The 17071-nt window shown below is 64.1% G+C and carries 20 protein-coding genes; 12 read left to right on the top strand and 8 right to left on the bottom strand.

What is annotated here, in order from left to right:
* Positions 1-107 precede the first annotated feature (107 nt).
* Positions 108-1385, bottom strand: a complete 1278-nt coding sequence (locus H7B90_RS20305) for an MFS transporter (protein ID WP_185137724.1) — start codon at positions 1383-1385, stop codon at positions 108-110.
* Between the two features lie 211 nt (positions 1386-1596).
* Here H7B90_RS20305 and H7B90_RS20310 point away from each other — a divergent pair, with 211 nt between their 5' ends.
* Complete coding sequence (locus H7B90_RS20310) at positions 1597-2346, top strand: SDR family NAD(P)-dependent oxidoreductase (protein ID WP_185137725.1); 750 nt, start codon at positions 1597-1599, stop codon at positions 2344-2346.
* Positions 2347-2522: 176 nt separating this feature from the next.
* Positions 2523-3434, top strand: a complete 912-nt coding sequence (locus H7B90_RS20315) for a LysR family transcriptional regulator (RefSeq protein ID WP_185137726.1) — start codon at positions 2523-2525, stop codon at positions 3432-3434.
* On the opposite strand, the gene H7B90_RS20320 is transcribed toward H7B90_RS20315, so the two are convergent.
* Positions 3431-3904, bottom strand: coding sequence for a 2-thiouracil desulfurase family protein (locus H7B90_RS20320; protein ID WP_185137727.1), 474 nt, complete (start codon positions 3902-3904; stop codon positions 3431-3433). The genes H7B90_RS20315 and H7B90_RS20320 overlap by 4 nt on opposite strands.
* Before the next feature lie 211 nt (positions 3905-4115).
* Between H7B90_RS20320 and H7B90_RS20325 the strand changes: the two genes are divergently transcribed.
* The 3 genes from H7B90_RS20325 to H7B90_RS32590 all read left to right on the top strand — a co-directional run bounded on the left by H7B90_RS20325 (position 4116) and on the right by H7B90_RS32590 (position 6344).
* Positions 4116-4715, top strand: a complete 600-nt coding sequence (locus H7B90_RS20325) for a nitroreductase family protein (protein ID WP_185137728.1) — start codon at positions 4116-4118, stop codon at positions 4713-4715.
* A 274-nt stretch (positions 4716-4989) separates the two neighbouring features.
* The gene (locus tag H7B90_RS20330; protein ID WP_185137729.1) at positions 4990-5727 is read left to right on the top strand and encodes an MBL fold metallo-hydrolase; all 738 of its coding nucleotides are present in this window, start codon (positions 4990-4992) and stop codon (positions 5725-5727) included.
* Between the two features lie 41 nt (positions 5728-5768).
* The gene (locus H7B90_RS32590) at positions 5769-6344 is read left to right on the top strand and encodes a CGNR zinc finger domain-containing protein (RefSeq protein ID WP_212961536.1); all 576 of its coding nucleotides are present in this window, start codon (positions 5769-5771) and stop codon (positions 6342-6344) included.
* 17 nt (positions 6345-6361) lie between these two features.
* Here the strand turns inward: H7B90_RS32590 and H7B90_RS20340 are convergent, their stop codons facing one another.
* The gene (locus H7B90_RS20340; protein WP_185137730.1) at positions 6362-7633 is read right to left on the bottom strand and encodes a TolB-like translocation protein; all 1272 of its coding nucleotides are present in this window, start codon (positions 7631-7633) and stop codon (positions 6362-6364) included.
* Positions 7634-7800: 167 nt separating this feature from the next.
* Here H7B90_RS20340 and H7B90_RS20345 point away from each other — a divergent pair, with 167 nt between their 5' ends.
* From H7B90_RS20345 to H7B90_RS20355, 3 genes are all read left to right on the top strand, one after another.
* Entirely contained in the window at positions 7801-8244 is a 444-nt protein-coding gene (locus H7B90_RS20345; protein ID WP_185137731.1) for a MarR family winged helix-turn-helix transcriptional regulator, read from the top strand.
* 353 nt (positions 8245-8597) lie between these two features.
* Entirely contained in the window at positions 8598-8942 is a 345-nt protein-coding gene (locus H7B90_RS20350) for a hypothetical protein (protein ID WP_185137732.1), read from the top strand.
* 42 nt (positions 8943-8984) lie between these two features.
* Complete coding sequence (locus H7B90_RS20355) at positions 8985-9275, top strand: transporter (protein WP_185137733.1); 291 nt, start codon at positions 8985-8987, stop codon at positions 9273-9275.
* Positions 9276-9387: 112 nt separating this feature from the next.
* Here H7B90_RS20355 and H7B90_RS20360 read toward each other — a convergent pair whose 3' ends face one another.
* Positions 9388-9822, bottom strand: a complete 435-nt coding sequence (locus tag H7B90_RS20360) for a Fur family transcriptional regulator (RefSeq protein WP_185137734.1) — start codon at positions 9820-9822, stop codon at positions 9388-9390.
* Positions 9823-10023: 201 nt separating this feature from the next.
* Between H7B90_RS20360 and H7B90_RS20365 the strand changes: the two genes are divergently transcribed.
* On the top strand, positions 10024-11490 hold the full coding sequence (locus tag H7B90_RS20365; protein WP_185137735.1) for a catalase: 1467 nt from the start codon (positions 10024-10026) through the stop codon (positions 11488-11490).
* 114 nt (positions 11491-11604) lie between these two features.
* On the opposite strand, the gene H7B90_RS20370 is transcribed toward H7B90_RS20365, so the two are convergent.
* From H7B90_RS20370 to H7B90_RS20380, 3 genes are all read right to left on the bottom strand, one after another.
* Positions 11605-12018 carry a hypothetical protein gene (locus H7B90_RS20370; RefSeq protein ID WP_246578767.1) on the bottom strand — a complete coding sequence of 138 codons (414 nt, stop codon included), beginning with the start codon at positions 12016-12018 and terminating at the stop codon, positions 11605-11607.
* 354 nt (positions 12019-12372) lie between these two features.
* The gene (locus H7B90_RS20375; protein ID WP_185137737.1) at positions 12373-13086 is read right to left on the bottom strand and encodes a DNA alkylation repair protein; all 714 of its coding nucleotides are present in this window, start codon (positions 13084-13086) and stop codon (positions 12373-12375) included.
* A 182-nt stretch (positions 13087-13268) separates the two neighbouring features.
* Positions 13269-13772, bottom strand: a complete 504-nt coding sequence (locus H7B90_RS20380; protein WP_185137738.1) for a GyrI-like domain-containing protein — start codon at positions 13770-13772, stop codon at positions 13269-13271.
* A 106-nt stretch (positions 13773-13878) separates the two neighbouring features.
* Between H7B90_RS20380 and H7B90_RS33730 the strand changes: the two genes are divergently transcribed.
* Together H7B90_RS33730 and H7B90_RS20390 are read left to right on the top strand one after the other, a co-directional pair.
* On the top strand, positions 13879-14577 hold the full coding sequence (locus tag H7B90_RS33730) for an HTH domain-containing protein (protein ID WP_185137739.1): 699 nt from the start codon (positions 13879-13881) through the stop codon (positions 14575-14577).
* Positions 14578-14649: 72 nt separating this feature from the next.
* Positions 14650-14937, top strand: a complete 288-nt coding sequence (locus H7B90_RS20390; RefSeq protein WP_185137740.1) for a hypothetical protein — start codon at positions 14650-14652, stop codon at positions 14935-14937.
* 85 nt (positions 14938-15022) lie between these two features.
* On the opposite strand, the gene H7B90_RS20395 is transcribed toward H7B90_RS20390, so the two are convergent.
* Entirely contained in the window at positions 15023-15853 is an 831-nt protein-coding gene (locus H7B90_RS20395; RefSeq protein WP_185137741.1) for an SDR family oxidoreductase, read from the bottom strand.
* A gap of 189 nt (positions 15854-16042) precedes the next feature.
* On the opposite strand from H7B90_RS20395, the gene H7B90_RS20400 reads away from it, so the two are divergent.
* Entirely contained in the window at positions 16043-16981 is a 939-nt protein-coding gene (locus tag H7B90_RS20400) for a TRM11 family SAM-dependent methyltransferase (RefSeq protein ID WP_260411133.1), read from the top strand.
* Positions 16982-17071 lie beyond the last annotated feature (90 nt).

Consider the following 17071-nt stretch of genomic DNA (forward strand, 5'->3'; position numbering starts at 1 on the left):
CCCGGACGGATGCCGGCCGTACCCGGACGAACGCCGCTGGCACCGGGCGAACGCCGCCGAGCGGTCGGCCGGCGACAGCCTCGCGAACCGCCGGGCCGCTCCCGCCGTCACACCCGGTCGGGCATCTTCTGCAGACGTCTTCGGCTGCGGGCGTAAGCCTTCTTGGCGGGGACCCGGAGAATCCGCTTCATGAGCATCCAGCTGAACAGAGGAGCGCTGCCGGTGACGAGCATCAGAACGTTCAGCACGAGCGGCGCCTTGCTCCAGCGCACGGTCCCTATAAACACCGCCATCCCGAGCATCCGCCCGGCGTTCAGCGCAAGCTCGCGCACGACGACGTACTCGACCCGCTTCCGCGCGCTGTCTTCGTTGCGGCCGATCAAGTCGAACACCGTCGACGTCATCGGGATCGCGTACAGCGGGAAGGTCAGCGAGGTGCCGATCCCGAAGACGAGCATCGTCGCGTAGCTGACGCCGAAGAAAAAAGGCAAGATGACCGCCGTCATGACGATCGCCCCGGCGAGCATGCCGCCGACGCGCCGCGCCGGCTTCAGCCAGCGCCCGACCGCGTAGAAGCCGAGGAACGACACGGCCGACGTAATCAGCGTGTAGTTGCCGAGCCGAAGCTCGCTTCCGGTCTGAATGTAGACGAGCAAGCCGATCATGAGGCCGAAGACGCTCTCGCGGACTCCCTGAACGGTCAGCGCCCCGAGCACCGAGCGCCAGGGCGTCTCCGGAACGCGCCAGATCCGGGCGGGGAAGCTCCAGTCGTACTCGCCCAGCGTCCGGCGGTTGCGAAGCAGGAACGTCATGAGCACCCCGGCGACGAAGATGCCGAGCGACGCCATGAAGATGATCCGGTAGCCCTTCTCCGCCGCCATACGGGAGATGAGGAAGCCGGAGAACCACGGCGCGGCCATGCCGGCCAAGGCCCCGATGACGCCGGCCAGGCCGTTGTACCGGTCGCGGTTGTCGGCGTCGGTCACTTCGAAGTAGATCACGTTGAACGCCAGCCAGAACATGCCGCTCGCGACGCCTTGCACGATGCCGAGAATCCATATGTACGGGATGGATTGCGTGCCGAGCGCGAGCACGAGGGCATAGAACAGCGCGGAGATGCCGATTCCGAGGCGCAGCACGAGACTTTTCCGCCCCCGCTTGACGGCGTAGCCCGCGATCCAGAACGTGAGCGCCATGCTGAGGTGATGGAGCAGGGTGAACCAGCCGAGCAGCTCGAAGTTCTTGCTGGCCTTCCAGATGTAGACGCCCAGGAAAGTGCCGGACAGCGCTCCCGCCGTGACGAACAACCCGTTGACCGCGAGCAGCAGCCGGGTCTGTCCGTCGAGCCGGCCGTGGGATCGGGCATGCGGTTTATACGTTGGCATAGTCGGAACCTCTCGGGGATGGAATAAATACACCGTCATAACGTCCCCCCGTTCCTCCCTCGGCATTCCAATCTTCACAATCGCTAAACGTAGGTTAATTAGGTTTAAATTTTTTTAACCTTCAGGCAGGCGTATAATCGGGGATGCAAGAGCTCTTCCGCCGCCCTGCGGCGGGAGATGAAGGCTCCATTCGACACGGGAGGGATTCGAGATGAGCGAGCAACGCGTTGCGGTAATAACGGGGGGAGCGAGCGGCATCGGCCGCGAGACTTGCCTGCACTTCGCCCGCAAGGGCGACCGGGTCGTCGTGGCGGACTTCAACGAGGCCGGCGGCCGGGAGACGGTTCGGTTGATCGAGGACAACGGAGGGGAAGCCTGCTTCGCGCGGGTCGACGTGTCGAGCCAAGACAGCGTCGAGGCGCTGGTCGAGGAGGCCGTCGCCCGCTTCGGACGCATCGACGTCATGTTCAACAACGCCGGGATCGGCGGCGCGGGCCCCGTCCTGGAGCAAAACATGGAGCTGTACCACCGCACGATCGGCGTCAACCAGCACGGGGTCGCCTACGGCATCATGGCCGCCGGCCGGAAGATGAAGGAGCTCGGCATCAAGGGAGTCATTATCAACACCGCCTCCGTGTTCGGCTTCCTCGCCTCGCCCGGCACGTTCGCCTACCACGCGACCAAGGGCGCGGTCGTCATGATGTCCAAGTCCGCGGCGCTGGAGCTCGCTCCTTACGGCATTCGCGTCGTGGCGATCGCCCCCGGCGCGGTGGACACGCCGATCCTTCAAGGGTACAAAAATGCCGGCCTCATCGACAGCATGCGCGCCAAGGTGATGGGCGGAGAGCTGACGAAGCCGGAAGCGATCGCGAAGTCGGTGTACCTAATCTCTCTCGAGGACGCCGAAGCGATCAACGGCAGCGTCGTCATGGTCGACCAAGGCTACGCTTCGTTCAAATAACGGGACGCCTGCGAAGGACAAGCCGCCGCGCCTTATGGCCGGCCGCTTGTCCTTTTTTTGGTTCTCCCGCTTTTCCGCCGGAATGGCCCGTCCCCTCGCCGACTTGCCCCGCTTCGACCCGCGAGCTATAGTGGACCTAGTACGAATCGGACCGCGGGGAGGAGACCAAGGAGACCATGAACCTGGAGCAGCTGGAATGCGTCGTCGAGGTAGCCAAGACCGGCACCCTGACCGGCGCCGCCCGCAACCTGCACATCACCCTGTCCGCCGTGAGCCAATCGATCTCCGCCCTCGAGACGGAGCTCGGCGTCGTTCTGTTCAAGCGGTCCCGCACCGGATCCGAGCCGACGCCCGAAGGCCAGCGGATCGTCCGGCTCGCCTTCGAGATCGCGGGCAAAGTCCAGGAGCTTCGGAACGAGGCGGCCGGCCTCTCCCGGGACCAGGCCGGGGAGCTGAAGCTCGCGACGATCCCCGGTCCCCTCTCCCTCGCGGTCGACGCCGTCATCGGCTTCAAGAAGGAGTACCCGCGCATCTCCGTCGAGATCGTCGAGACGGGAACGGCCGAGATCGAAGACGACATTCGCCATAACCGGGCCGACATCGGCCTGACCGTCCTGCACGAAGAGAAGAGCCCGAGCCGGGGACTGGTCTTCGGCAAGCTGATGGATGCGAAGATGGTCGTCGCCGTCAGCCGCCAATCGCCCCTCGCTCACGGGAAGACGGTGAAGCCGCAGGAGCTGGCCGGACTGCCGCTCGTGCTGTACAAGGACGAGACGGTCAAGGCCTACATGGAGCGGATCTGCGCGGCCTACGGCCCGATCGCCGTCCTGTTCTCGACGAACAATACCGAAGCGATCCGCAAGTCGGTCAAGGAGGGCATCGCCGGCACGGTCGGCCTCGACTTCTCCTTCGCCGGCCTGCAGGCTTACATGCGGGAAGAGATCGTCACGCTGCCCCTCGAGCTGCCCGATCCGGAGCCGATCTACCTCGGCTGGCTGCGCTCGGAGGAGAAGGCCTTCTCGAACGCCGCCCGGCTGTTCATCGGCAAGCTGAAGGACGCCCTCGAAGCGCTTCGCCCGCCGATCTAGCGCGACGCCCCGTCGATCGATGCCAGCTCCCGCTCGACTTCGTCCAGCTGATCCTCCCCGAACACCTTGAATCCGTTGTCCCGCAGCAGCGCCGTCGTTCGCCCCTGCCCTTCCGCGAGCGTATCGGTGAACGTCCCGTCGTAGATGCGCAGCGTGCCGCAAGAAGGGCTGTCCTGCTTGAGAATGGCGAGCGCGATTTCGTGTTCCTTCGCCAGCTTCAGCGCGGCTTGCGCTCCCTTCTCGAATTCGGCGGTGACGTCCGCGCCGGCCCCCGTCAGCACGCGGTCTCCCACGATCTGGGCGTCCGGCCGCGGGGTCGGAAGGCCTCCGGTCACCTCCGGGCAGATGTGCACCATTCGCCCTTCTTCGTACCAGCGAATGAACCGCGGGTCGAGGCAAGGCACGTCCCCGTTGTCGTACCGCACTTTATGCCCGAGCAAACAGGCGCTTACGAGAATTTTACGGGCCATCGCCGCTCTCCTTCCAGCCATTCGGCATTTCCTTTTTTTATCAATGTAAGGGATAATTCCTTATAATTCAATCGGATTTTGCGTTTTTACCGCTTCCGTTCGTTATAAGTTACTATACATTAGTTAGCCAAGTGGTTATACTAAGGGTTAGATTGGCACAGTTATTCGACCTATCTCGGCATCGAACCGAACTTGAACAGGAGGATTCATCATGAGCACTCTGAAGACCGAAGTCGCGCAAGCGCGGCAAGCCGCTTACCCGATCGACGAGGTGAACCTGAACCGCTGGTCCCCCCGCTCCTTCCTCGAGAAGGAAGTGCCGGAGACGACTCTCAAAAGCGTGCTGGAAGCGGCCCGTTGGGCTCCGTCCGCCTTTAACTTCCAGCCTTGGCGATTCATCGTCGCCCGCACCCGCGAGGAACGCGAGACGTTCTTCCCGTTCATCAACGAATTCAACCGTTCCTGGTGCGAGAAGGCTCCCGTTCTCGTCCTGATCGTCTCCAAGAAGGTATCGGACAAAGGAGACTTCGTCTCGCACGCGTTCGACACCGGTTCCGCCTGGGGCCTCTTCGCCCTGGAAGCGACGAGGCAAGGGCTGGCTACCCACGCGATGCTCGGCTTCGACCAAGCCAAGGCGCGCGAGATCCTCGGAGTTCCGGAGGAGTACGCCATCCAGGCGCTCGTGGCCCTCGGCTACCAAGGTCCGAAGGAGAACCTGCCGGACGGCATGCGCGAGCGCGAAGTCCCTTCCCCGCGCCTGCCGATCGAAGAGATCGCCTTCCAGGGATCGTTCGGCCGTCCGCTGAAGTAATCGTCGGCATGGAGAAAAAGCGCCTTTCGCGGGCGCTTTTTTTTTTTATTTATCCAATTGTCGCCGGAACCGGAGTCAGGTACGCGCAAACTCTCGGCGCGGCTCAAGCCCCGCAAAGCTCAGTCCGAATAATAGCCAGCATGCGAGCGGGTCCTCCTCCGATTTGTTATAACCTCTAAAATAACTATTTACAGGTTATGAAAAATCGGTTACGATGCATGTGTAACCCCTAAAATGAATTTTATAGGTTATAAACGAGAGGACGGGAAAACAAATGAATCTTCAGAAGCTGCCCTGGGCGGGCATCCGCGTTCAAGCCGGCGCGACGAGCGTTGCGATCGATCCTTTGTATCATTTTCCGGCCAAGTACGGCGAGTCTCGCGAACCCTTGTACCCGCTGGGCGAATTCGGGGCGGTCGATGCCGTGCTGATCACCCATCACCATGCCGACCACTTCGACCCGGAGGCGATCAAGACGTTCTATGGAGCGGACACTCCCGTGTTCCTTCCGGCGGAGACGGCTCATCTGGCACGGGAGGCGGGGCTTGCGAACGTGCGCGGCGCGGGTGCCGGAGAGACGTTCGAGATCGGCTCGCTTCGGGCGACCGCGGCACCTGCGGTAGACGGAATGGGAGACCCTCAGGTGTCGTGGGTCGTGGAAGGCGACGGCAAGCGGATCTTCCATGGCGGGGATACGCTCTGGCACGGATACTGGTGGGCGGTCGCCGCCGAGCACGGCCCCTTCGACGCCGCGTGCCTTCCGGTGAACGGCGCCGTTCTGGAGCTGCCCGGCCGGACGCCGAGCGGCCAGCCGATCTGCCTGACGCCCGAGCAGGCCGTCGCGGCGGCGGTCGTCCTCGGCGCGAAGAGACTCGTCCCGATCCACTACGTCGCCATCCACCATCCGCCGCTCTACCGGGAGACTTCGGACATTCCGGATCGCCTGGCCGCCGCCGCGCGTGATAGAATACAACTGAACGTCCTGCAAGCCAAAGAGACGCTGCGGCTGTAATCCGGCCGCGGTATACGCCTCTCGATCGGAGATGAACGAACGTGGAACGAACCGTCAACACGCTGGGCGGAGCCTTATGGATCAACCTGGCCAATACGATCCGCATGCAGGATAAGAAGCGAACCGACCGGCTGCTCGATCCGGCCGCGGAGCGGCAATGGCTGGAGGACAACGGCCTGTCGGCCTTCGCGGAGACGGTCTCCGGCGAATCCGCCCACGCCTTGCTCGTCGAGCTGCGGGAGCTGGTCTTCCGCGTTCTCGCCGACCTGGAGCGGAACGGGGAGCTCTCGGAGGAGTCTCTCCGTCTTCTGCAAGAGAGAGCCGCTTCCCTGACTCTGGAGATGGCCATTCACCAAGAAGAGGGCTCTCTCCAGCTCTCCTATATGGGAAAAGCGGGGCCGGACGCCATCGCCTATCCGATCGTCCGCTCCCTCGCGGACACGCTGGCGGCGGTGCCGGCGGACCGGATCCGCAAGTGCGAGCACGACGATTGCCTCTTGCGCTTCGTCGATACGTCCAAGAGCGGCAAGAGGCGCTGGTGCAGCATGGAGACGTGCGGCAACCGGCACAAGGCCGCCGAGTTCTACGCGAAGAGAAGACGCCGGGCGGAGGGGTAGCCGCCCGGCGTCCGTCGTTATCCCGCCGCTTCGCCTTTATAAAACTGCAGCACCGCGCCCCAATTCCATTGCTCGTAGAAGTTCGGGCCGAGATCGAGGGAGCGGATCCACTCCTTCGCCCCGCGGCCTTCCGGATCGGCCACGAAGACGCTCGCCGTCTTCCGGTCGGACCGCACCCAGGCGAGCGTACGCTGCGCCGGCAGGTAGACCGGGCCGTAGTCGCCCGCCGTCCGCGGCTTCGGGGTCAGCCGCTTCTGGCGCCGGTCGTCCAAGCCGATTCCGACGAGGAAGGGGAACGGGCGCGCGCCCGGATCCGCGTTCCACCGGGCCTGCTCCTTCGCCCGGGACGCGACGATGCGCGCCGGCCCTTCCCACGCGAACCCCTGGTCGACGTAGCCCGCCGGCGTATACGAGGCCGGCTTGCCCAGCGGAATCTTCGCGACCCGCAGCGTCTTGTTCGCCGTCGCTTCCCGGCCGATCCCGGCGATATAAGCCAGCTCGTCTCCCCTATCCGCCCATTCGAACCACGATTCGTTGTTCGCCATCCGGTCGACCCGCTGGAAGGTCGAGCCGTCCGCGGAGAGGACGCACAGCGTATTGTCGTCCGCCGACAGGGAAGCGGTCGGCGTCGCCAGGAACGCCATCCATCGCCCGTCCGCCGACCACTTGAAGAGACTCGTGCCGACGGCGAAGAAGTCGTCCGACCGCGCCGGCAGCGTGTAGATCGTATGCGCCGGAGCCGGACCGCCGTCCGGTCCCGCGAGCGGAAGGCTCAAGATCCGCACCGGCGTCCAGCTTCCGTCCGGCAGGAGGCTCGCCTGGGACGACGCGACGAAGCCGCGCCCGTCCGGCCGCCAGGAGAACCGGCCGATTCCCGAGGCGGCCGCGGTCGGCTTGTCCGGGCGGCCCGCGTCGATCCAGTAGAGCCGGTCCTCCGATTGGAAGGCGAGCCGATCGCCCGTCGGCGCCCATTCGAACCGGTTGCCGGCGTCGGCGGAGATTCGCCGGCCTTGCGGCTCTCCGATTTTCCGAAGCCACAGCTCCCGTTCCTGCTCGCCCCGCGTATAAGCGATCCACCTTCCGTCTTCCGACCACCTCGGATTCCGCGCGAACTCGCCCGTCGTGAGCCGCGTCTCCCGATTCCCTTCTCTCGTCCACAGATCGCCCTGGCGGACGAAGGCCGCCTTCAAGGCGGGGGACGGCGGCTCGGCCCCGGCGGCGGGAGCCCCTGCCAGCCATCCCAGAATCGCCGCCAGCCAGACGAGAACAAACCCTCTATTCGGCCCCATATCGCCGCAACTCCTTCGCTTCCGGATTCGCTTACCGGTATACGGTAACCATTTCCGGAAGGGGACATTCCGGCTGGCGGGTTGACAGGGCGGCCCTTTTCGGAATATCTTTATTTTAAGATATGCAATTGGGGTTATCTGCCCCGGAAAGGCGGTCGATCCGCTCCATGCGTCCGGACGATCAAGAACAATCCTTGCAGCTCTATATCGCGCTCTCCCGGGCAAGCCAGTGGGTGAACGCCCACGCCGATCGGGACATCAAGCGCCACGGCATGAACCGGACCGAGTTCGGGGTGCTCGAGCTCCTCTACCACAAGGGAGCCCAGCCGATCCAGCAGATCGGCAGCAAGGTGCTGATGAGCAGCGGCAACATCACGTACGTCGTCGACAAGCTGGAGCAGAAGGGGTTCGCCCTGCGCAAGGCTTCGACCGAGGACCGGCGGCTGATCTACGCGGAGATTACGGACCAAGGGAGGGCGTTCATCGAGGACGTGTTCCCGAATCACGCGGAAGCGATCGGAAGAGCCGTCGGCGGTCTGTCGGAGGAAGAGAAGGCTCTCGCGGCCCGGCTCCTGAAGAAGCTCGGCAAGTACGCGCAGGAGACCTACTAAAGGCGAGCGCCGCGGCGGCTCTCGTCCTCCCGGCATTCCCCGGGCTTCCGGCTCCCCTCGGCCTCCCCGGTTCTCCCGGCTCTACCAGCTCTCCCGGCTCTCCCAGCTCTCCCAGCTCTCCAGCCTCTTCCAGCTCTCCCGGCTCTCTCGGCGCTTCCATCTCTCCGCTCCTCCCCGCGCGTGGGGCCGTCTTCGAAGAGCCGACGGAAGGAGCGCTATTCCTTCGAAGCCGCCAAGCCTCCCCCTTCCCCCCGTACCTGCCCGCCGCGTTTCTCGCCGGCTCCCGCACCTCCTCCTGGGCATTCGCATAGGATGCAGCAGTTCCATTCGCGCGCCATAAGGAGGATACCGCCATGAGCTTGCCTTACCGGGCCGAACCGCAGGTCGTGTACCAGGCATCGGACGACATCAAGAACTGGGTGAAGGCCCACACGGCCCATATGCACGGCATCTGCGGCCACTGCCTGCATCGCACGGTCCGCGCCGAGACGCTGGACGGGGAAGTGTTCGAAGGCACCCTCGTCCACTACGACCGGGGAGTCGTCTATCTGATGCAGCCGCACTCTCCCCAAGAACGCTTCTTCCCCGGACCGGGGTTCGGCCCCGGCTTCGGGCCGGGATTCGGACCTGGATTCGGAGGACCCGGATTCGTTCTTCCCCTCGTCCTGTTCAACCTTCTGACCCTGTCGCTGCTGTAGTCGCCGGTCAACCCTATTCTCGTCAAAAGGAGCTTGATCGCCATGTCGTTCATGCCGCCCATGGGACCGCAAGGGCCTCAGCAGCCGCCGGGGTCGCCGCCTCCCCAGACCGTCCCGCCGCGGCCTCAGACGGCCACGCTCGCCGTCGATCCCGGCGCGATCCGCCGCTGCCTGTTCCGCAACACCTACGTGTGGATGCGGTCCGGCAACAACTTCTGGTTCTACCCGACCTTCGTCGGCAGGACGTCCGTCGCCGGCTTCCGTTGGACCGGCTTCTCCTGGGTATACACCGGATTGGATCTGCGCACCATCGAGTCGTTCACCTGCTTCTGAGGCGTTCGATTGTCCCCAGGGCCGTCTCCGGTTCGCTCGGAACCGCGAGGCGGCTCTTCTCGCTTCGTCGCGGCGCTTCGGCGTCCTTACGCGGCCCGGGCTAAGCCGGGCCTCACGTCCCTTCTGCGCATTCCGGGCACACCCCGAACAGCTCGAGGCGGTAGTCCTCGATGCGGTACGAGCCGTGCAGCTTCGGCAGATCCTTGGCGATCGGCGGCTCATCCGTCTCCACGTCCCGTATCTGCCCGCAGCTCCGGCACGTGAAGTGGCAGCGTTCCCCGCTCGCCATCTCGTAATGGAGCACCCGCTGGCCGCCGCCCGCGAGCTCGGCGACGACCCCGATCTCCTTCAGCGCCCTCAGCGTATTGTAGATCGTCGCCTGGCTGACGAAGGGGAACCGCGCGTGAACCTTCTCGAACAGCTGCTCGGCCGTCGGATGGGACATCTCCGTCAGAAGCCTCAGCACTTCCATCCTCTGCGGCGTCATCCGCATCCCCCGGTCCTTGAACCGGCCGACGATCTCTTCGACGCTCCAATTCTCGCGCATAAAGCTCCCCCCCGCTCGAATAGTCCTAGATTAGACATAAAGGAACAAATAATGTAACCGTTTTACATTATAATTATTATTATAAAATATTGACTATCATATGACTAGCGTTTAAAGTGGGATTGAAGCCATCCATCGAATCCGTCATCTCGTTGAAGGAACGTGAACGAATCTCTATCGAGCGGGAAGGGAGAATGAGTCATGGACAGATTGACCACCAACCAGGGGGTCCCCATCGGGGACAATCAGAACTCGAGAACGGCCGGACAACGAGGACCGACTTTATTGGAGGATTACCAGCTGCTGGAGAAGCTCGCCCACTTCGACCGCGAGCGGGTGCCGGAGCGCGTCGTGCACGCGCGGGGCGCCGGAGCGCACGGCGTGTTCAAGCTGACCCACAGCATGAAGCGCTACACGAAGGCCGCCTTCCTGCAGGACGAAGGCACGGAGACGCCGGTGTTCGTCCGCTTCTCCACCGTCATCCACGGCCAGCATTCGCCGGAGACGCTGCGCGATCCCCGCGGCTTCGCCGTCAAGTTCTACACGACGGAAGGCAATTACGACTTCGTCGGCAACAACCTCCCGGTCTTCTTCATCCGGGACGCCATGAAGTTCCCGGACATGGTCCACGCTCTGAAGCCGGATCCCCGCACCAATATCCAGCATGAAGACCGCTATTGGGACTTCATGTCCCTGACGCCGGAATCGACGAACATGCTGCTGCACCTGTTCTCCGACGAAGGCATTCCCGCCGACTACCGCCACCTGAGGGGCTCCAGCGTTCACGCCTTCAAGTGGATCAACGCCTACGGCAACACCGTCTACGTGAAGCTGCGCTGGGTGCCGAAGCAAGGAATCAAGAACCTGACCCGGCAGGAGGCGTCCGCCATCCAGGCGGTCGACTTCAACCACGCCAGCCGCGACCTGTACGAGGCGATCGAACGCGGGGACTACCCCGAATGGGACCTGTTCGTCCAAATTCTCGATCCCGCCGATATCGACAGCTTCGACTTCGATCCGCTCGACGCGACGAAGGATTGGTTCGAGGACGTCATCCCGTACCAGCCGGTCGGCACGATGACGCTGAACCGGAACCCGGCCAACGTCTTCTCCGAGACCGAATCCGTCGGCTTCAATCCCGGCGTCGTCGTTCCCGGCATCGAGCCGTCCGAAGACAAGCTGCTTCAAGGCCGCCTGTTCTCCTACTCGGATACCCAGCGGTACCGGATCGGGACGAACTACCTGCAGCTGCCGATCAACTGCCCGTTCGCCCAGGTGAACAACAACCAGCGCGACGGGGCGATGCCCTTCAAGCAGCAGAACTCCCATATCAATTACGAGCCGAACCGCTACCAGGATACGCCGAAGGAGGACCCGGCCTTCAAGGACGCGGCCGCTCCGCTGAACGGCACGGCGGGAAGGCAGAAGATCGACAAGACGAACGACTTCGGCCAGGCGGGCCAAGTGTGGAACCGCTACTCCGACGAGCAGAAGGAAGCCGTCCTGAGCAATCTGGCGGCCGACCTCGCGCCCGTGGCGGAGCCGACCAAGCTGCGCGCTGTGTGCAACTTCTATCGCGCGGACGCCGAGCTCGGCCAGCAGCTGGCGGACCGGCTGCAAGTCGATATTACGCCGTACATCAGCCACGCGGCCGTGCCGCATAATTGACGCGCTCTTCCGGCTTGGGCCGCACGCCCAAGCCGGTTCCGCTTATGACGAAGCCCCGGGCCTATCCGCTAGGTTCCGGGGCTTCTTGCGGGTCTTCCGTCCGGATCCGGACCTTCATACCGGCACGCCGTAGTCGATCTCGAACGTCGCTCCGAGCGGGATGAGTTCGTACAGGTACCGGTCGATCAGCTCCTTCTCGACGTCCGTCAGCGCGGCGGGGGTGCGGACGCTCAGGTAGATCGTTCCGGTCCACGGGTTGTATTCGTTGAAGGAGATGCGCCCGCTGGAGAACAGCCCGTTCATCACGTTCACGATTCCTTGCAGGTCGAGGCTGCGGTTCATGGCGGCCCGCTGGATGCACTCGGGCACTTCGTCCACCGGCGGGACCTTCTCGTCCTGGATCTTGGAGTATTCCTTGATGCGGAAGCAGACGTAGGGAATGAGATCCGTCGCGGCGAACCGCTTGAGCGCGGTGCGGTCCGCGTCCTCGAGCCGAAGCTGGTCGTTCCAGGCGTAGATCGTCGCCATATGTTTGCCGCCCGTATGAATTCGAACGTATCGAAGATGCGGAAAGCGCTTCCTGATTAGACTCTCAGATAATAACCGGGTACCCATCGAGCTCACCCCATATCTTAAAGTTTAAGGACCGGAATGATTGCGCTTACAGGATGACCGTCTTCAATTCGATTCGCTTCTCTGCATTACTATATGCCGCCGGAATGCCGCCGGATTCCTTCGCAACCCGGCCGGCCGCAAATTTCCTCGTTCCCTATCCCCTCCTTGCCCTCCTCATTCCGTGAACGACGGCTGCATTTGTAACCGCCTTCATTATATCACTTTTATTTCCATCCCGAACACCGAATCTCGCCCGCGGCGCCTTCTTCAGCAGATGCATGTTTTCTTCTTCGCCCCGAGCTTGCCGGCGGCCTTGATCTTGGCGATGTAGTCTTCCGCCAGCGGCACCTTGCAAGCCGTCCCGCCCATGTCGACGTCGACCTTCCCGATGGCCCGGGCCGCCTCGAGCGCTTCTTCGTGGAGAGCTTCGACGCTGCTTCCGACGGCGATGACGAACCCGTTCATCGTATAGCGGACGCGGTTCGCCGCTTCCCGGATGCCGGTCTCTGCCCGCCGCAGCAGGCTTCGGATCTCGTTCAAGTCGAGCCGGTCGTCCGGCGTGATCAGGATATAGTTCGCGTACGCGCTCCAGCCGCAAGAAGCGACCGTCTCCTCCCCGGAAGCGATCCATTCGCGGGCCAGCTCCAGCGCGTGCGGACTCTCGGCGGCAACGCCGGCCACCGCGTATTCGGCCAGCATGTACCAGTTGGCGGCGCGCGCCCAATCCCGCAGCATGTCCTTGGTTGCCGTCTTCGGATCGACGGTCAGGCCGGCCAAGTACATGGCGTCGCTGTTGCCGGTATCGTACAACGCCCGGGCGAGGCTCTGATCCTTCTTCACGTCCTTGACCAGCTTCTTCAAATCTCCGACCTTCACGCCGAACAGAGGCTCCTTGGCCCCGTGGCGGACGAACGTCCGCTTGGTCTGTTCCGTCCCCAACTGCTCGAGCTTGTCCATGATCTCTTCCAACGTGACCGGCATGCGGCACTCTCCTTCGCCGTTCTTCGCTTCTCCCTTATTCTATCGAAAAAAAAGAACGAGAGCATCCCGCCCGCTCGGCCGGGATGCCCTTCCCTTCGCTTCGAAGCCTTATTCTCCTCTTCCGCCGACAGACCGAAGCCCCGGACCTTCGTCCGAGGCTTCTCTTCTCTCGTTGCGCCGATTTACTTCTTCGGGGCGACGGGGATTAGAATCTCGAACTCCGGGTCCCGGTCGTACGGATCCTGCTCCATCGGATAGACCTCGAAGTGGGTGAGCTCTCCCGGATGAACGGCGCAGCCCTGCTCTTCGATCCATTGGTACAGGTTCCGATAGGAGCGATCGATGCTCTGGCCCTTGCGATGGCGGCAGGACGCGTAGGCGAGAGCCGGGACGGACACGGCCGTCATCCCTTCCGGAACGGCGGCTTCCCCGCCCTCGCTCCCGACTTCGACGGCCGCGACGTGCACGAACCCTTCGCCGCCCGGATACGCATGGTAGGACAGCCCGAGCAAGCTTCCCGGGTCCTTCGCCCCCTCGATCTCTCCCAAGCGCTCCTTGAACCGCTTCTGCATGGCCCGGATGCCTCCCGCTCCCGCCTCCGCGAACGTGCCTTCCCACCGCAGGCCCACCGCGCGGAACGCGGGCTTGTTCACGATCGCCGCCTCGGTCTTCTGCTCCTCTGCCAACGGAATTCCTCCTTCTTCGATTGCTTGTCTCGAACCCATCATACTATAATATACTGACAAATCCTGTCACAATTTAACTCGAACAAAAAAGGAGACCGCGGCGCCGATGACCAAAACAAGGCGGCTGATGGAATTGACGGCGGTCGTCTACGAGCGGGGGCGCTTCACCGCGGACGAGCTGGCCGCCGAGTTCGGCGTCTCGTACCGGACGATGCTGCGCTACTTGCAGGAGCTGAGCGGGCTGGGCGTCCCGCTGTACTCCGAGGTCGGCCGCTCGGGCGGCTACGGGGTGCTCGGGCGCAGAAGCCCGGGCGCGGCGGGGACGGCCGGCGAACCGCTGCTGAAGAAGCTGTTCCGTCCCGCTTCGTTCGTCGTCGGGCTCGAGATGACCGCTCCTTTTACGGCCGTGTCCCTGTCCAACGCCATCGTTCCGGAGCTGTGGGCGCAATGGGAGATGAGGTCGGCGGAGATCGCCCGGCCCGTCGATCCCCGAACGCGGGTCGGCGCCGTGCGCAGCCGCGGCCCCGAATACCGGTATATCGCGGGAGCCGAAGTCGCCTCCCTTCGCGTCGTGCCGGACGGGATGGCCGGAATCGAGCTCCCCGCGAAGGCGTACGCCGTCTACCGGCACGACGGGGCGTACCGGCGGGAAGACCGCGACGGGACGTACTTCCGGGCGCTGGAGAAGCTGCGCTCGAACGGCATGGAGCACGATCCGGACGCCTGGGGACTCGAGATCTTCCGTTCGTCCGGGGACGGACCGCCGGACGGGACGGAATGCGAGATTTACATCCCGCTGAAGTGATCGGACCCGCCGCATGAGGACAAGGACCGGCGCATACACTGAATCGTTCATTGACGCCGGGAGAGTGAGAGCATGGCCCGCAAGCATCGGTCCGAGATCGTGATCTGCGTCGTGACGAGAGGCGACCTGATCAAGTTCTTCGCCTACGATATCGTTCTGAGCTCGGTTCTGTACGTCGGGCTCAAAAAAATCCATCTGCACGAATGGGTCGCCATGGCCGGAAGCTCCCTCTTTCCGGTCGTCATGCGCGAGACGTTCCACCGCCGCCCTCGCCACGGGCGGAAGGCCGAACGCCGCAGGCTGCCCGCCGGGCAGCCTCTGGTTCTCGCGAGGCAGGATTCGGCGCCGGGACCGGCCTGACGGCAGGCTCCCGCCTAGCCTCTGCGCTCCCTTGTCGTCCCCTCATCCCAGCCTTCCCTTCCGGCCCCTTCCCGTCCCTTCCCTGTCAAGACAAGCCCGTCCACTCCAAGCTTCTCTCGTACAGCCGCCGCTGAAGCTCCTCGTCGTAGGAGACCGGAACGGACCGCTTCGGCTTGCCGTCCTTGAAGTATCGGCCGGTCAGCGACTCGGCTTCCGGCGAGGAGGCCAGGTACAGCGACGTTCTCGCCCCCTTCTCGGGAGAGGCCATGAACAGCTTCATAAGCGGACGCGCGAACGCGGGAGCCACTCGCGAAGCTTGCGGCGTATAGACGACCCCTGGATGCAGCGCATTCACTGTAATTCCCCGACCCCGGACGCGCCCGGCCAAATAGTAGGTCATCAGGACGACCGCCAGCTTCGCCTGCCCGTACGCTTGGAAGCTGCCGTAGGCCGCCGGGTTCGGCAGGTCCTCCGGGTCGAGCCGCTTCGCCTGCACCTCCGAAGCCACGTTCACGACGCGGGCGCGTCCGCCCTTCTCGAGCTCCTCCAGCAGCAGATGGGTCAGCAGGAACGGCGACAAATAATTGACGGCGAGCGTCATCTCGAACCCGTCGGGGCTCGTCTGTCGCTTCGGGAACAGTCCCCCGGCGTTGTTGACGAGAACGTGCAGCCGGCCGTACCGTTCCCGGACTTGCTCCGCCAGCCGGCGAACGTCCCGCTGGGAGCTCAGTTCGGCGATCAGCAGATCGACGTTCCGGTTCCCGGTCGTCTCCGCGATCTCCCGGCGGGCCGCCTCCCCGCGTTCGGGATTGCGGCACGCCAGGACGACCCTCGCTCCTTGCCTCGCCAAGCCGGCCGCCGTGGCCAGGCCGATTCCGGAATTCGCGCCCGTCACCAGGCAGATCCGATCCTTCATTTCCGTTGCCCCTCCCGCGCGATTATCGTTATTTCCCACTATAAGGTTATTGTAGAGGCCGAGCGGCGGCTTGTCGATCCGGATGCCGCGCTCCCGGCGCTCCGCATTGCATTCGGCGGCGAATGCCGATAAGGTGGTGGAAGAAGACAGAACGCGCTCGTTCAGACTCAAGCGAAGGCGGGAAGGGCCATGACCGACTATCTCTATACATATGCATGCCACGAAGACGAGGCGGACCTGTGCGCCATGGAGCTGCGCGCCCTGTTCGGGACGGAGGCCGGCCCCGGCATCCTGAAGAGCCCGATCGGAATCGATCCGGGACGGAGCCCTTTTATCAAGGAGAGAATCGAAGTCCTCTACGAGGGGACAAGCGTGGAAGAACTCGCCGGGTTCGCCGAAGGGCTGGAGCTGGGGGATGCAACGTTCAAGGTCCGCGCGTTGAAAAGAAGCGATCTCCCTCCGCCGGACAAGCCGTCGTTCGAGCGGCTTCACGACATCGAGAGGGAGATCGGCTCCCGAATCCGGGGAAGGGCCGACGTCCGGCATCCGGACCGGGCGTTCGGAGTCGCGGCCTTCGGGGGACGCTGGCACTTCGGCCCGTACGCGAAGAGCTCCGCCCTCTGGCATCGCCACCTGCGCAAGCCCCGCGCGTACTCCATCGCGCTGCCCACGAGGCTCGCCCGGGCGGTCGCGAACATCGCCGTCCCCGACCCGGCCGGCGTCAAGGCGATCGATCCGTGCTGCGGCATCGGCACGGTGCTGGTCGAGGCCCTCTCGATGGGAATCTCCATCGCGGGGCGCGACATCAACCCGCTCGCCGTCCAAGGCGCGCGGGAGAATCTCGCCCACTTCGGCCTCGCGGGCGAAGTCGCCCTCGGCTCCATCGCGGAGATCGAGGAGCGCTACGACGCGGCCGTCGTCGATCTTCCGTACAATCACGTCTCCCGGATCTCGCCGGAGGAGCGGCGCGCGATCGCGGAGCACGCCCGCCGGATCGCGGATCGGGCCGTCTTCCTGTCGATCGAGCCGATCGACGATCTGCTGGCCGGCGCCGGCTTCGAGATCGTCGACCGCTGCCTCGCGCGGAAGGGCGCCTCCTTCGCGCGCCACGTGCTGCTCTGCCGCTGAGACTCCCTTCCCCTCGGCCGGACCTCCGGCGACGCCAGCAGACCCGCGGCGCGGATCGCCCTCGCTTGGCCCCCGTTCCGGCTGCCGGCT

It is taken from the genome of Cohnella xylanilytica (genome assembly GCF_014212175.1).
In the GTDB taxonomy this organism is placed as follows: Bacteria; Bacillota; Bacilli; order Paenibacillales; family Paenibacillaceae; genus Cohnella; species Cohnella xylanilytica.

Coding starts and splice junctions, on each gene's coding strand:
- H7B90_RS20350 (WP_185137732.1), top strand. CDS start 8,598: ATGAGCTTGCCTTACCGGGCCGAACCGCAGGTCGTGTACCAGGCATCG.
- H7B90_RS20320 (WP_185137727.1), bottom strand. CDS start 3,904: ATGGCCCGTAAAATTCTCGTAAGCGCCTGTTTGCTCGGGCATAAAGTG.
- H7B90_RS20360 (WP_185137734.1), bottom strand. CDS start 9,822: ATGCGCGAGAATTGGAGCGTCGAAGAGATCGTCGGCCGGTTCAAGGAC.
- H7B90_RS20365 (WP_185137735.1), top strand. CDS start 10,024: ATGGACAGATTGACCACCAACCAGGGGGTCCCCATCGGGGACAATCAG.
- H7B90_RS20315 (WP_185137726.1), top strand. CDS start 2,523: ATGAACCTGGAGCAGCTGGAATGCGTCGTCGAGGTAGCCAAGACCGGC.
- H7B90_RS20345 (WP_185137731.1), top strand. CDS start 7,801: ATGCGTCCGGACGATCAAGAACAATCCTTGCAGCTCTATATCGCGCTC.
- H7B90_RS20310 (WP_185137725.1), top strand. CDS start 1,597: ATGAGCGAGCAACGCGTTGCGGTAATAACGGGGGGAGCGAGCGGCATC.
- H7B90_RS20305 (WP_185137724.1), bottom strand. CDS start 1,385: ATGCCAACGTATAAACCGCATGCCCGATCCCACGGCCGGCTCGACGGA.
- H7B90_RS20325 (WP_185137728.1), top strand. CDS start 4,116: ATGAGCACTCTGAAGACCGAAGTCGCGCAAGCGCGGCAAGCCGCTTAC.
- H7B90_RS20400 (WP_260411133.1), top strand. CDS start 16,043: ATGACCGACTATCTCTATACATATGCATGCCACGAAGACGAGGCGGAC.
- H7B90_RS20395 (WP_185137741.1), bottom strand. CDS start 15,853: ATGAAGGATCGGATCTGCCTGGTGACGGGCGCGAATTCCGGAATCGGC.
- H7B90_RS33730 (WP_185137739.1), top strand. CDS start 13,879: ATGACCAAAACAAGGCGGCTGATGGAATTGACGGCGGTCGTCTACGAG.
- H7B90_RS20390 (WP_185137740.1), top strand. CDS start 14,650: ATGGCCCGCAAGCATCGGTCCGAGATCGTGATCTGCGTCGTGACGAGA.
- H7B90_RS20375 (WP_185137737.1), bottom strand. CDS start 13,086: ATGCCGGTCACGTTGGAAGAGATCATGGACAAGCTCGAGCAGTTGGGG.
- H7B90_RS20330 (WP_185137729.1), top strand. CDS start 4,990: ATGAATCTTCAGAAGCTGCCCTGGGCGGGCATCCGCGTTCAAGCCGGC.
- H7B90_RS20355 (WP_185137733.1), top strand. CDS start 8,985: ATGTCGTTCATGCCGCCCATGGGACCGCAAGGGCCTCAGCAGCCGCCG.
- H7B90_RS20370 (WP_246578767.1), bottom strand. CDS start 12,018: ATGGCGACGATCTACGCCTGGAACGACCAGCTTCGGCTCGAGGACGCG.
- H7B90_RS20340 (WP_185137730.1), bottom strand. CDS start 7,633: ATGGGGCCGAATAGAGGGTTTGTTCTCGTCTGGCTGGCGGCGATTCTG.